A 12421-nucleotide genomic window follows, 5' to 3' on the forward strand; every position below is an offset into this window, starting at 1 on the left:
GGGTTAGACATGACAAACCACAAAGTATTTGTAGCAAAAGGTGCTGGCGGATGGGGCCAAGGCTTGGAGCTTGAACCAACCGGTAAAAGAAGAAAGGTTGTTTCCATTACAGGGGGAGGCATTCACCCAGTTGCACGTAAAATTGCAGAAATGACAGGGACAGAAGCATGTGATGGCTTTAAAAACTCGATACCAGAAGATGAAATGATGTGTGTTGTCATTGACTGCGGAGGAACTGCGCGAATCGGACTGTATCCAATGAAGCGCATTCCAACTGTAGACGTTTTGGCATCCTCTCCTTCTGGACCGCTTGCAAAACATATTACAGAGGATATCTTCGTATCAGGCGTCACAGAAAAAGATATTTCCTTTGCGGATGCATCAAGTGGTGAGGCAAAAGTAGAAGGTCAGGATAACAGTGAGCCGATTGACAAAGAGAATTTCAAAGAAACCTATTCAAAACTGAAAGAAGAAAATCTCGAGCGTCAGGAAAAAGGGAATTTCTTGATGAGGTTCTCAAGAGGAATTGGCAAAGTTACCGGTACGTTCTATCAGGCTGGTCGTGATTCCGTTGATATGCTTTTGAAAAACATTATTCCATTCATGGCATTTGTCAGTATGTTAATTGGAATTATCAATTATACAAAAATTGGTGACTTGATTGCCCATTTTCTATCACCACTGGCAGGATCTATATGGGGACTCTTACTACTCGTTGTCGTCTGTACATTGCCATTCCTATCACCTGTCTTAGGACCTGGTGCAGTCATTGCACAAGTCATCGGTGTTCTCATTGGTAGTCAAATTGCACTAGGGAATATCCCGCCTCAATTTGCACTTCCTGCACTATTTGCTATCAACGGTCAAGTAGGGTGTGATTTCATTCCAGTTGGGCTATCACTTGGTGAAGCGAAGCCGGAAACGGTACAATATGGAGTACCAGCTGTTTTGTATAGCCGTCTCATTACAGGGGTTCTATCTGTTGTGATCGCATACGCTGCCAGCTTCGGTATGTATTAAACGTATTAAAGGAGGAATCGAGATACATGGTTACACAATCTGTCGTAAAAGAAATCGGGATATTAGTCCCGCAATTTAAAGAAGATAAGCTGATTGTTTTATTTGGACCCGCAGCGCCGCAGGAATTAAGAGATATGTCCGTCATTCACGAGTTCGAACACTTAGAAGAAGAGCCGTTGAAACTGGGCGGTACCATTCAAGTGGGCGATCAAACGTACACGATTACAGCCCTCGGCAATAAAGCAAATGACAACTTTAAAGAACTCGGCCATATTTCGATCTACTTCCAAGAGCCGTTTGATGATGTTTTACCGGGAGCTGTCTTTGCATCTCCGCACACGTTTCCTGATATAAAAGAAGGCGTACGAATTGAAATTTCGTAACGTTAAAGAAAAGCTGTTCCTCAAAAGGAGCAGCTTTTTTATATGAGGTTTACCAGAAAGATCAATTGCGGTATGCTGTAAACATTCATTATTTGTTTATTCAGAATTTTTAATCAGGAGGAAATGATGTTGTCACTTGAATTAAAGAATGTTTCTTTAAAACGAAATGGAAAATGGTTGCTTCAGTCTGTTGACTGGCAGGTGAACAAAGAGGAGCACTGGGTGCTTTACGGTTTAAATGGTGCGGGGAAAACCGCTTTATTAAATATGCTCTGCTCATATTATTTCCCTACATCAGGTGAGATGACCGTGCTGGGGCATGTCTTTGGCAAGGAGGCTCTTGGCGAAAAGCTCAGGAAGAAAATTGGCCTCATTTCTGCAGGACTTGAAAAGAAACTGCACAGAGACGATAATGCATTTGAAATTGTGCTCAGCGGGGCATTTGCCTCCATTGGACTCTACGAAACCCCGACAGATGAGATAAGAGAAAAAGCCATTGATCTATTAAAAGCATTTGGTTCGTTCAAATATGCGAACCGGACATATGAAACACTCTCACAAGGAGAAAAGCAGAAAGTCCTGATTGCGAGAGCTTTAATGAATGATCCTAAGCTCCTGATTTTAGATGAGCCTGTGACGGGTCTTGATTTTTTAGCAAGAGAACAGGTGCTAGAGACCATCTCATTCATTGCATCAAAGCCTGATGCGCCTACGATGCTTTACACGACCCATCATGCAGAAGAGATTTTGCCCGTTTTTCAGCACACTTTATTATTAAAAAATGGATCTGTTTTTGATCAAGGGAAAACAAAAGAGATGATGACAAGCGATTTGCTTTCTTCCTTCTTTGAATGTGCGGTAGATGTGATGTGGAGAAATGGCCGTCCTCACTTAAGTAAATTGTAGATAAAAGAAACTATTGGTCTGCGTCCCTGCTTTTCCATCATACATATTATAGTAGAAAACGAAAGGCGGGGAAGGACAGATGATCAGTATTTCTGAATTCCAAATCAAGGATGTTGTCGATGTGTCAAGCGGAAAAAAACTAGGCACCATTGGGGACATTGATATCAATGTGACGAGCGGTAAAATACAAGCAATCATTATCGGCGGAACAGGTAAAATGATGGGATTTTTCGGAAAAGAAGAGGAAATGATTGTGCCGTGGCGAAATATAGTAAAAATTGGCGAAGATGTGATACTTGTCCGATTATCTTCCTAAAATTCGTATAACTCCTCAATGAATCATTTAAGAATCCTTAACAAAAGCTCTCCATTCTCAGCAAACAATGTCTTTTTCGGGTAAAAAGATTACGTTTTCATATCAATTTGCAAAAAAACCTGTAGAAAGGGCACATTTGAGTGTAATATTTAATGAATCCCACTAACTGTCTACGCATGTCTTGTGGTAAAATAGGAGCGATATAAAGAGAGATGAATGAAAGGTGGGAGGCAGCTTTGACACACAATTATGACCCCTTTCAGCAGAAATCACCTGATGCAATGATGATTCATGATTGGACGAACATGACATGTTCTGGTAAAGAGGTATTGGCCGGATTTACGACAAAAAATGGCGGCTTCAGCCTTTCTCCATATCAATCATTGAACACTGGACTCCATGTAGGAGATGATGCTTCTAGTGTCCAAATGAATCGTCAAGTCATAGCAGATGCTACTGCTGTGCCGCTCTCTGATTGGGTGTTTGCAGACCAAACACACGAGGACCGCATCAAGAAAGTCACCAAGGAGCAAAGAGGAAGAGGAAGTCTTCATTATCATGAGGCACTGCCTAGAACTGACGGATTATACACGTCTGAACCGAACATCATGCTCGCTCTTTGTTTCGCCGATTGTGTTCCGCTTTATTTTCTAGCTCCGCAACATGGCCTCATCGGAACAGCCCATGCCGGATGGAAAGGAACCGTCAAGCAAATTGGTGCAAAGATGGTAGATCTATGGGTCAACCAAGAAGGTGCTAAGATCGATCAAATACAAGTCGTCATTGGACCATCCATTGGCAATTGCTGCTACATAGTGGATGATGTAGTCTTAAATCAAGTGAAACAGCTTCCCTTTTCTACAGAGGATGTGTATTCCGAGATATCACAAGGACAATATAAATTAGACTTAAAAACATTAAACAAAAACGTATTGCTTCATGCAGGGATGAAAGAAGAAAACATACATGTCAGTTCGATGTGCACAAGCTGCAATGATCAGCTATTCTTCTCACACCGGCGTGATCAAGGAAAAACAGGACGTATGATGTCTTTTGTCGGGTTTAAGGAGGCATAAGAGCAATTGAATGTACGAGAGAATCTCAGACAAATAAATGAACAAATAAACGAAGCATGTAAAAGAGCCGGTCGAAACCCAGACGATGTATCCGTCGTCGCTGTCACAAAATATGTCTCAATTGAACGAGCACAAGAAGCCAAAGAAGCAGGAATTTTGCATTTTGGTGAAAATCGTGACCAAGGGTTACTTGAAAAACAAGCATCTATAACCGATGAAAGCATTAGCTGGCACTTCATCGGTAGTCTACAAACACGAAAAGTAAAATCTGTCATTCAGACCATTGACTACTTACATTCGCTCGATAGGATCTCACTTGCGAATGAAATTGAAAAAAGAGCGGATCACACGGTTCGCTGTTTTGTACAAGTGAATACATCGCTGGAGGAGTCAAAGCACGGCCTGCAAAGTGAAGACGTGATTCCATTTGTGAAGCAGCTCGCTGATTTCAAAAAGATTGAAATTGCTGGACTGATGACGATGGCTCCATTTACAGATGATCACACTGTGATACGAAACTGCTTTAAAACATTAAAAAACCTTCAAGAAGAAGTAAAACATCTTAACCAAGTAAATGCACCTTGTCAGCATTTATCGATGGGCATGTCAAATGATTTTGAAATCGCAATTGAAGAAGGTGCGACATTCGTTCGGATTGGCTCTTCACTTGTTGGAAATGAAACAGGAGGTGCGTGACATGAGCATAAAAAATAAGTTTAAAAGCTTTTTCACTCTCGACGATGAAGAGTATGAGTACGAATATATTGATGAAGAAAGAGAACCAGTCCAAGAAGAAAAAGGAACGAAAGACAAAGCGGCATTTCAAGAGCGTCCGCAGACTGGGAAACAAAATGTCGTCAGCTTGCAAAGCGTGCAGAAATCCTCTAAAGTGGTGTTAAGTGAGCCGCGTGTTTATGCAGAAGCGCAGGAGATTGCAGACCATATTAAAAACAGACGTGCAGTCGTCGTCAATTTGCAGCGCATTCAGCACGATCAAGCAAAGCGAATCATCGACTTCTTAAGCGGAACTGTTTATGCAATCGGTGGAGACATCCAGCGCATTGGCTCGAATATATTCCTCTGCACACCTGATAATGTGGATGTATCTGGCACAATATCAGAACTTCTGACAGAGGAAGAACCTCAGAGGTGGTAAATCATAGTGATTCTATATTACATTTTCCAGTTTTTGCAAACTGCATTAACGATTTACTCGTTCGCGATTATTATTTACATCTTCATGTCATGGGTGCCATCTGCAAGAGAAACAGCAATTGGGCGCTTTCTGACAAATATTTGTGAACCGTATTTAGAACCATTTCGTAAAATTATTCCGCCAATTGGCATGATTGACATTTCGCCAATTGTGGCATTGCTTGTGATTCGTTTTGCATCATTATATGGACTAACTGGTCTTTACAATATGATTGCACGCTTCATGTAGACAGGCTGCCGTTTTTGGCACTGCCAGGCTCTTTTACATAAGAGGGGAACAAAATGAGCGATATTTATCAACATTTTAGAAAAGACGAACAGCCATTTGTTGACCAAGTGTTAGGCTGGAAAAAAATCGCACTTGACCAATATCGAATGAAATTAACAGACTTTCTTGATCCGCGGGAGCAGTTTATTACCCAGTCCGTCATCCAGCATGCTGATGAGCTTGGAATCATGTTTTTTGGCGGGTATGAAGGCGCGGAGCGGAAAAGAGCGCTCATTTATCCTGAATATTTAGAACCGGCTACTCAGGATGCTGAGCTGTCTTATTTTCAAGTGAACTATGCGAAAAAGTTTATTTCGCTAGAACATCCGAAGCTCCTTGGTTCACTGATTGGGACAGGCTTGAAGCGTCAAAAATTTGGAGATCTGTTATTTTCAGAGGAAGATGTGCAGTTTATTTGTACGAGTGATGTTGCTGATTTTGTACGGGCGCAGCTGACGCATGTCGGCAGAGCCTCCGTATCATTAGAGGAAATCACGCAGGCAGATTTAAAGCCGGTTACCAGTAAGACTGACATCAAAGAAGATACGATTTCTTCACTACGGCTTGATGCGGTATGTGCTGCAATCAGCCGTCAATCTCGGCAAAAGGCACAACTTTTGGTCAAAAATGGGCTTGTTAAAGTTAACTGGAAAGTCACTGAGGACCCTTCCTTTACAATTGGCGAAGGCGATCAGCTCTCTGTCAGGGGATTTGGCCGCTTTAGCCTCAAAACGATTGATGGGAAGACCAAAAAAGATAAATTTAAAGTAACATTTGAGCTTCTGACATAACGAACTTGAATCTGGAGGTGGCGAGGTTGCCATTAACACCTAATGATATTCATAATAAAACGTTCACAAAAAGCTTTCGCGGCTATGACGAAGATGAAGTAAATGAGTTTTTAAGCCAAGTACGTAAAGATTACGAAATCGTGCTTCGCAAAAAGAATGAACTCGAAGAAAAAGTAAACGAGCTTGACGAAAGACTAGGTCATTTTGCAACAATTGAAGAAACGTTAAACAAATCAATTCTTGTGGCGCAGGAAGCAGCAGAAGACGTCAAACGTCATTCTGATAAAGAAGCGAAATTGATCATTCGTGAAGCAGAGAAAAATGCAGATCGTATTATCAACGAAGCGCTATCTAAATCAAGAAAGATTGCGATGGAAATCGAAGAGCTTAAGAAGCAGTCAAAAGTCTTTAGAACTCGCTTCCAAATGCTCATCGAAGCTCAGCTTGATCTTCTAAAAAATGACGATTGGGATCATTTACTGGAATATGAAGTTGACGCTGTCTTTGACGAAAAAGAATAAGCGCATCATCTTGACATGACACGCTCATGTTGCATATAATACCATCATAAATTAACAAGAGATAAACGTTTGAAAGGGACACTCGCAGTTGTCATATACGTAATTAAGCGAATCAGGGATGGTGGAAGCCTGACATTACGAGACGCTGCAATGAGATCACCCCTTTAGTTCCTTTTCTGAAATGACCAGTAAGAAAAGGCGTCTGATCACGTTACGATTTTAGAGTGGATAAGCGGCTGCCTTAAATAGCGCTTGTCTAAAAGGGTGGTACCGCGAGACAAGCCTTCTCGTCCCTTATGGGATGAGAGGGCTTTTTTTATTGTTTTTTAATCAGAATTTGCATATGGAGGAATGGGTATGAACTACAAAGACACCTTATTAATGCCGAAAACAGAATTCCCTATGAGAGGGAACTTGCCGAACAAAGAGCCTGAAATCCAAGAGGAGTGGGCAGAAAAAGACATCTATCAAATGGTTTTAGAGCGGACAAAAGGACGCCCGACCTTTATTTTGCATGATGGACCTCCATATGCGAATGGTGACATTCATATGGGGCACGCCCTCAATAAAATTCTAAAAGATTTTATTGTCCGTTTTAAATCAATGAATGGGTTCCACGCACCGTACGTACCGGGCTGGGATACACATGGCTTACCAATTGAAACAGCACTCACAAAAAATAAAAAAGTCAAACGCAAAGAAATGTCTACAGCTGAATTCCGCAAACTATGCGAGGAGTATGCTTGGAAGCAAATCGAAGGACAGCGCAATCAGTTTAAGCGATTAGGCGTCAGAGCAGACTGGGACAATCCATATGTCACGCTAAAGCCTGAGTACGAAGCGCAGCAAATTCTTGTCTTCGGTGAAATGGCGAAGAGAGGCTATATTTACAAAGGATTAAAACCAGTTAACTGGTCTCCTTCAAGTGAGTCAGCTCTTGCTGAAGCGGAAATTGAATATAAAGACAAACGTTCACCATCCATTTACGTTTCATTTAAAGTGAAAGATGGAAAAGGCGTACTTGAAAACGACGAACAATTCATCATCTGGACAACAACACCTTGGACACTTCCTGCAAACCTTGGTATTTGTGTTCATCCCAACCTAGAGTACAGCGTTCTTCAAGTGGGTGCTGAGCGATATGTTGTTGCATCTGAACTCGTTGAACAAGTGGCAAAAACGCTTGGTTTTGAAGAGTATGAAGTTGTGAAAACATTAAAAGGAAAAGAATTAGACAACGTCGTTGCAGAGCATCCGATTTATGGTAGAGATTCACTTGTGATGCTTGGTGATCACGTGACAACAGATGCAGGTACAGGCTGTGTTCATACAGCGCCAGGTCACGGGGAGGATGACTTTATTGTCAGCATGAAGTACGGTCTAGACGTACTATGTCCAGTAGACGAAAAAGGTGTCATGACAGAAGAAGCGCCTGGTTTTGAAGGACTATTCTACGAAGATGCGAATAAAGCTATCACAGAACAGCTTGAAGCAAAAGGCGCGCTGAAAAAGCTCGACTTTATCACGCACTCTTACCCGCATGATTGGAGAACGAAAAAGCCAACGATTTATCGTGCAACCGCTCAGTGGTTTGCGTCGATTAAAGACTTCAGAGAAGCGCTTCTAGATAATATTAAAGAAACGAAATGGGTGCCAGCATGGGGCGAGACACGCCTTTTCAATATGGTGCGTGACAGAGGCGACTGGTGTATTTCAAGACAGCGTGTCTGGGGCGTTCCAATTCCGGTCTTTTATGCTGAAAATGGGGAGCCAATCATCACGGACGAAACCATTCAGCATGTCTCTCAATTATTTAGAGAACATGGCTCGAATATTTGGTTTGAAAAAGAAGCGAAAGAACTATTGCCAGAAGGCTTTACACATCCAGGCAGTCCGAACGGTGAATTCACAAAAGAGCAGGACATCATGGATGTATGGTTTGATTCCGGTTCTTCTCACCAAGCCGTTTTAGAAGAAAGAGATGACCTTGTTCGTCCGGCAGACCTTTACCTTGAAGGATCTGACCAATATCGCGGCTGGTTTAACTCTTCCTTATCAACAGCAGTTGCGGTCACTGGAAAAGCACCGTATAAAGGTGTTCTGAGCCACGGCTTTACGCTTGATAAAGAAGGACGCAAGATGAGTAAATCATTAGGCAATACAATTGACCCAACAAAGGTAGCGAAGCAGCTTGGGGCGGAGATTCTAAGACTTTGGGTATCTTCTGTCAACTATCAAGCCGATCACCCGGTGTCTGATGATATCTTAAAACAAGTAGCAGAAGTCTATCGTAAAATCCGTAACACGTTCCGCTTCCTGCACGGTAACCTATTTGACTTTGATCCAGCAGTCAATGCGGTGCCTGTAGAAGAGCTTCGCGAAGTGGATCAATATATCTTGATCAAATTAAACAAATTGATTGAGAAAGTGAAAAAGGCATATGATGATTACGAATTTGCGGTCGTGTATCATGCGATTCACAATTTCTGTACAATTGAGCTAAGTTCTTTCTATCTCGACTTTGCAAAGGATGTCGTGTACATTGAGCATGCGGATCATCCAGACCGCCGCAGCATGCAGACGGTCTTCTACGAAACATTGATGGCGTTAGTGAAACTGACAGCACCAATTCTTCCGCATACAGCAGATGAATTATGGAGCCACTTAAGCTTTGTTGAAGAGCCAAGTGTTCAATTAACAGATATGCCAGAAGGTGTGACGGTTTCTCAAGCGGATGCGACAGAAGCGAAGTTTGACCGCTTTATGGAAGTGCGTGACGATGTGCTAAAAGCGCTCGAAATTGCACGTAATGAGAAAGTGATCGGACGTTCTCTTGAAGCAAGTGTGACCCTTTATGCGACAGAAGAAGTGAAAAATCTTCTTGCATCCATTAAAGAAGATGTGAAGCAGCTCTTTATCATCTCTGAATTAACGGTAGAAGATGCGCAAAATGCTGACACATCCGCACCTGAATACACTTCAGGAAGAATTGTGGTTCAAAAAGCAGAAGGAGAACTATGCGAACGTTCTCGTATTATTTCTAAAGATGTTGGTGCAAATCCGAAATACCCAACATTGTCACTGAAAAATGCTGAAATCGTGGAAAAATATTACCAGAATTAACAGTGTGATAAGACCAACTAGCGCCCCGCCATATGCGGGGCGTTTTCTTTTTTGCGAAAATGACAGCGTTTAGAACGAAAGGAAAAATCTTATGGCTTTAAAGTGGACAGCCAGGGCAACAATATGATTATCACGACAGGGCAGGAGTTGAAATAGCGACATGATTGGCGACCTAGAGACGATTTACACGGAACTCCTTCAAATGAGAGAAGAGCTGCAAGCTAAACTGTTTGAATACACATCATTTCGTTCATCCGCTGAGCATATCTCAATGAACGAGGTCCAAACGGCCACGCTTCTTTACCACATCAAAGAAGAACTTCAAGATGTGTCTCTCGCTATTGCAAAAATTGAGCAAGGAACCTATGGTATTTGTGAGGCAACAGGTGATGTCATTCCGCTTGAACAAATGAGTATTCTTCCTACCGCCCGCACAGTTGACGACTTTTTATATCATAAGCAATACGAGAAAAAAGCATTCACTCCTTATCCTCATGAATCAGATGATTCTCATTTTGAAGCCTTCCACATGTAGGGAGGTTTTTGTCTGTCAACTAAAGTTTCTTTACTCCTCCCTGTTTTCTTGATAAAATGCTTAAAGATCAAAGTATGAAAGTGGAGGAACGTGTGTGTTCTATTACATAATCGCATTCGTGATGATTTGTTTAGATCAATTAACAAAATGGCTCATTGTCAAAAATATGATGCTCGGAGATTCTTATCCAGTGATTGATGGCTTCTTTTATATAACGTCTCACCGAAATTCAGGCGCCGCATGGGGAATTCTCCAAGGACAAATGTGGTTTTTCTATGTGATCACACTCGTTGTTATTGCGGGAATTGTTTATTATTTGCAAAAGCATGGACAAAAGGACAAGCTGCTTGGAGTTGCACTTGCCTTAATGCTTGGCGGAGCGATTGGGAACTTTATCGACCGCGTTTTCCGTCAGGAAGTGGTAGATTTTGCTCATTTCGTCTTTGGGAATTATCACTACCCAATCTTTAATATTGCAGATTCTTCTCTATGTGTAGGAGTTATTCTGCTCTTCATTCAAATGCTGTTAGATGGAAAGAAAACGAAGGAGTCAACTACATGAATCAAGTAAATATTGCCGTTTCAGAAGAACAAACAAGTGAACGGCTTGATAAATTTCTAAGCACGACAGAACCAGAATGGTCAAGAACCCAGGTCCAGCAGTGGGTAAAAGATGGGCTGATCGAAGTAAATGGGAAGCAAGTGAAAGCCAATTACAAAGTACAAGCTGGAGATCAAATTAAAGTCGAGATTCCAGAACCAGAAGCACTAGATGTAGAAGCAGAAGCAATGGATCTTGATATTTATTATGAAGATGCAGATGTGCTCGTAGTGAATAAACCACGAGGAATGGTCGTTCATCCAGCGCCAGGTCATGTGTCAGGAACACTAGTAAATGGTCTAATGGCCCATTGCACAGATTTATCAGGGATTAATGGAGTGATGCGTCCTGGTATAGTCCACCGCATTGATAAAGACACGTCTGGGCTGTTAATGGTCGCAAAAAACGATATGGCGCATGAATCACTCGTCAATCAACTTGTGGCTAAGACTGTCACAAGAAAATATACAGCCGTTGTTCATGGCATTATCCAGCATGATACAGGTACAATTGATGCCCCAATTGGCAGAGACAAAAAAGACCGCCAAAGCATGACAGTGACAAAAGAAAGTTCAAAACAAGCCGTCACTCACTTTGATGTGATTGAACGCTTTGAGGATTTCACGTTGGTGGAGTGCCGACTGGAAACAGGAAGAACACATCAGATTCGTGTTCATATGAAATATATCGGCTATCCGCTTGCAGGAGATCCGAAATATGGACCGAGAAAGACAGTCGATTTCAATGGTCAGCTGCTGCATGCAGGTGTTTTAGGATTTGATCATCCAAGAACAGGTGAATATATCGAGTTCACAGCACCAGTTCCTGCTGATATGCGGGGCTTTATCGATTCATTAAGAAATAACGATTGACAGGCCGTTCTTTTTTTGAAATAATGAACGAAGAAATCAAGATTCTTTAAAACAGTCCAGAGAGGCTGAGAAGGATAACGGATCAATTTGTGCACGTGTATGCACAAATGAACGCCCCTCTCTGCCCTTTGCAGAAGGGGCTTTTTATTTGTCAAAAAGAGGTGTAAAAGATGGAACAAAAAGCAGTCATTCTTGATGAACAAGCGATCAGACGAGCGCTGACCCGAATTGCACATGAAATGATTGAGCGTAACAAAGGGATGAAAGATGTCATCCTTGCGGGGATCAAGACAAGAGGCATTCATCTTGCAAAGCGCCTTGCAGAGCGCATTGAGCAAATTGAAGGAAATCCAGTCATAGTGGGTGAACTTGATATTACGCTATACCGTGATGACCTGACAAAAAAGACAGACAACCAAGACCCGCTTGTGAAGGGTGCAGACATTCCAGCTGACATTAATGACAAAACACTAATCGTCGTGGATGATGTCCTATTTACAGGTAGAACCGTCAGAGCAGCCATGGATGCCCTAGTGGATGTAGGGAGACCATCTTCCATTCAGCTTGCTGTTCTCGTCGACCGGGGACACCGTGAGCTGCCGATTCGAGCGGATTATATCGGGAAGAACATTCCGACATCAAAAGCAGAGACAGTGATGGTTCAACTGAATGAAGTAGATCAAAACGACCTTGTCGCTATATATGAAAAATAACCTTTTTAAATGCATTCCAGAGAGTTTGCAAAGAGGGCAATAACAGAGACACTGAGCACGGTTAACAAGACGTGTACGGTT

The 12421-nt window shown here is 42.1% G+C and carries 15 protein-coding genes and 1 other annotated feature; all 15 genes read left to right on the forward strand.

What is annotated here, in order from left to right:
* Nucleotides 1-9 precede the first annotated feature (9 nt).
* The 15 genes from srlE (at nucleotide 10) to pyrR (ending at nucleotide 12340) form a co-directional block, all read left to right on the forward strand.
* The gene (gene srlE / locus NKR21_RS08195; RefSeq protein WP_012009881.1) at nucleotides 10-1020 is read left to right on the forward strand and encodes a PTS glucitol/sorbitol transporter subunit IIB; all 1011 of its coding nucleotides are present in this window, start codon (nucleotides 10-12) and stop codon (nucleotides 1018-1020) included.
* A 26-nt stretch (nucleotides 1021-1046) separates the two neighbouring features.
* Complete coding sequence (locus tag NKR21_RS08200; protein WP_007499733.1) at nucleotides 1047-1403, forward strand: PTS glucitol/sorbitol transporter subunit IIA; 357 nt, start codon at nucleotides 1047-1049, stop codon at nucleotides 1401-1403.
* A gap of 129 nt (nucleotides 1404-1532) precedes the next feature.
* Nucleotides 1533-2309, forward strand: a complete 777-nt coding sequence (locus NKR21_RS08205; protein ID WP_041816233.1) for an ABC transporter ATP-binding protein — start codon at nucleotides 1533-1535, stop codon at nucleotides 2307-2309.
* Between the two features lie 79 nt (nucleotides 2310-2388).
* A complete protein-coding gene (locus NKR21_RS08210) occupies nucleotides 2389-2625 on the forward strand; it encodes a YlmC/YmxH family sporulation protein (protein WP_008344958.1) in 237 nt (78 codons plus the stop codon).
* Nucleotides 2626-2837: 212 nt separating this feature from the next.
* Complete coding sequence (pgeF, locus tag NKR21_RS08215) at nucleotides 2838-3701, forward strand: peptidoglycan editing factor PgeF (RefSeq protein ID WP_144455965.1); 864 nt, start codon at nucleotides 2838-2840, stop codon at nucleotides 3699-3701.
* A gap of 6 nt (nucleotides 3702-3707) precedes the next feature.
* Entirely contained in the window at nucleotides 3708-4397 is a 690-nt protein-coding gene (locus tag NKR21_RS08220; RefSeq protein ID WP_144455967.1) for a YggS family pyridoxal phosphate-dependent enzyme, read from the forward strand.
* Between the two features lies 1 nt (nucleotide 4398).
* Nucleotides 4399-4857, forward strand: coding sequence for a cell division protein SepF (gene sepF / locus NKR21_RS08225; RefSeq protein ID WP_003212271.1), 459 nt, complete (start codon nucleotides 4399-4401; stop codon nucleotides 4855-4857).
* 6 nt (nucleotides 4858-4863) lie between these two features.
* Nucleotides 4864-5145 (forward strand): YggT family protein, encoded by a 282-nt coding sequence (locus NKR21_RS08230; RefSeq protein ID WP_144455969.1) that lies wholly within the window; start codon nucleotides 4864-4866, stop codon nucleotides 5143-5145.
* 53 nt (nucleotides 5146-5198) lie between these two features.
* The gene (locus NKR21_RS08235) at nucleotides 5199-5975 is read left to right on the forward strand and encodes a YlmH family RNA-binding protein (protein ID WP_144455971.1); all 777 of its coding nucleotides are present in this window, start codon (nucleotides 5199-5201) and stop codon (nucleotides 5973-5975) included.
* A gap of 26 nt (nucleotides 5976-6001) precedes the next feature.
* Nucleotides 6002-6496 (forward strand): DivIVA domain-containing protein, encoded by a 495-nt coding sequence (locus NKR21_RS08240; RefSeq protein WP_003211323.1) that lies wholly within the window; start codon nucleotides 6002-6004, stop codon nucleotides 6494-6496.
* Between the two features lie 59 nt (nucleotides 6497-6555).
* Nucleotides 6556-6794, forward strand: a binding site (T-box leader).
* Between the two features lie 59 nt (nucleotides 6795-6853).
* On the forward strand, nucleotides 6854-9619 hold the full coding sequence (gene ileS, locus NKR21_RS08245; RefSeq protein WP_012009888.1) for an isoleucine--tRNA ligase: 2766 nt from the start codon (nucleotides 6854-6856) through the stop codon (nucleotides 9617-9619).
* Nucleotides 9620-9779: 160 nt separating this feature from the next.
* On the forward strand, nucleotides 9780-10154 hold the full coding sequence (locus NKR21_RS08250; RefSeq protein ID WP_088001532.1) for a TraR/DksA family transcriptional regulator: 375 nt from the start codon (nucleotides 9780-9782) through the stop codon (nucleotides 10152-10154).
* A gap of 94 nt (nucleotides 10155-10248) precedes the next feature.
* Complete coding sequence (gene lspA / locus NKR21_RS08255; protein ID WP_012009890.1) at nucleotides 10249-10716, forward strand: signal peptidase II; 468 nt, start codon at nucleotides 10249-10251, stop codon at nucleotides 10714-10716.
* Complete coding sequence (locus tag NKR21_RS08260) at nucleotides 10713-11627, forward strand: RluA family pseudouridine synthase (RefSeq protein WP_119124816.1); 915 nt, start codon at nucleotides 10713-10715, stop codon at nucleotides 11625-11627. Before lspA ends, NKR21_RS08260 begins: the two co-directional genes overlap by 4 nt.
* Before the next feature lie 170 nt (nucleotides 11628-11797).
* On the forward strand, nucleotides 11798-12340 hold the full coding sequence (gene pyrR, locus NKR21_RS08265) for a bifunctional pyr operon transcriptional regulator/uracil phosphoribosyltransferase PyrR (protein ID WP_012009892.1): 543 nt from the start codon (nucleotides 11798-11800) through the stop codon (nucleotides 12338-12340).
* Nucleotides 12341-12421 lie beyond the last annotated feature (81 nt).

This window comes from Bacillus sp. 1735sda2, from assembly GCF_024159245.1.
Taxonomy (GTDB): domain Bacteria; phylum Bacillota; class Bacilli; order Bacillales; family Bacillaceae; genus Bacillus; species Bacillus pumilus_O.

Excerpts from the sequence above, each read along its gene's own strand:
- NKR21_RS08260 (WP_119124816.1), top strand. The coding sequence starts at position 10,713 with ATGAATCAAGTAAATATTGCCGTTTCAGAAGAACAAACAAGTGAACGG.
- pgeF (WP_144455965.1), top strand. The coding sequence starts at position 2,838 with ATGAATGAAAGGTGGGAGGCAGCTTTGACACACAATTATGACCCCTTT.
- NKR21_RS08210 (WP_008344958.1), top strand. The coding sequence starts at position 2,389 with ATGATCAGTATTTCTGAATTCCAAATCAAGGATGTTGTCGATGTGTCA.
- ileS (WP_012009888.1), top strand. The coding sequence starts at position 6,854 with ATGAACTACAAAGACACCTTATTAATGCCGAAAACAGAATTCCCTATG.
- NKR21_RS08200 (WP_007499733.1), top strand. The coding sequence starts at position 1,047 with ATGGTTACACAATCTGTCGTAAAAGAAATCGGGATATTAGTCCCGCAA.
- pyrR (WP_012009892.1), top strand. The coding sequence starts at position 11,798 with ATGGAACAAAAAGCAGTCATTCTTGATGAACAAGCGATCAGACGAGCG.
- srlE (WP_012009881.1), top strand. The coding sequence starts at position 10 with ATGACAAACCACAAAGTATTTGTAGCAAAAGGTGCTGGCGGATGGGGC.
- sepF (WP_003212271.1), top strand. The coding sequence starts at position 4,399 with ATGAGCATAAAAAATAAGTTTAAAAGCTTTTTCACTCTCGACGATGAA.
- NKR21_RS08250 (WP_088001532.1), top strand. The coding sequence starts at position 9,780 with ATGATTGGCGACCTAGAGACGATTTACACGGAACTCCTTCAAATGAGA.
- NKR21_RS08235 (WP_144455971.1), top strand. The coding sequence starts at position 5,199 with ATGAGCGATATTTATCAACATTTTAGAAAAGACGAACAGCCATTTGTT.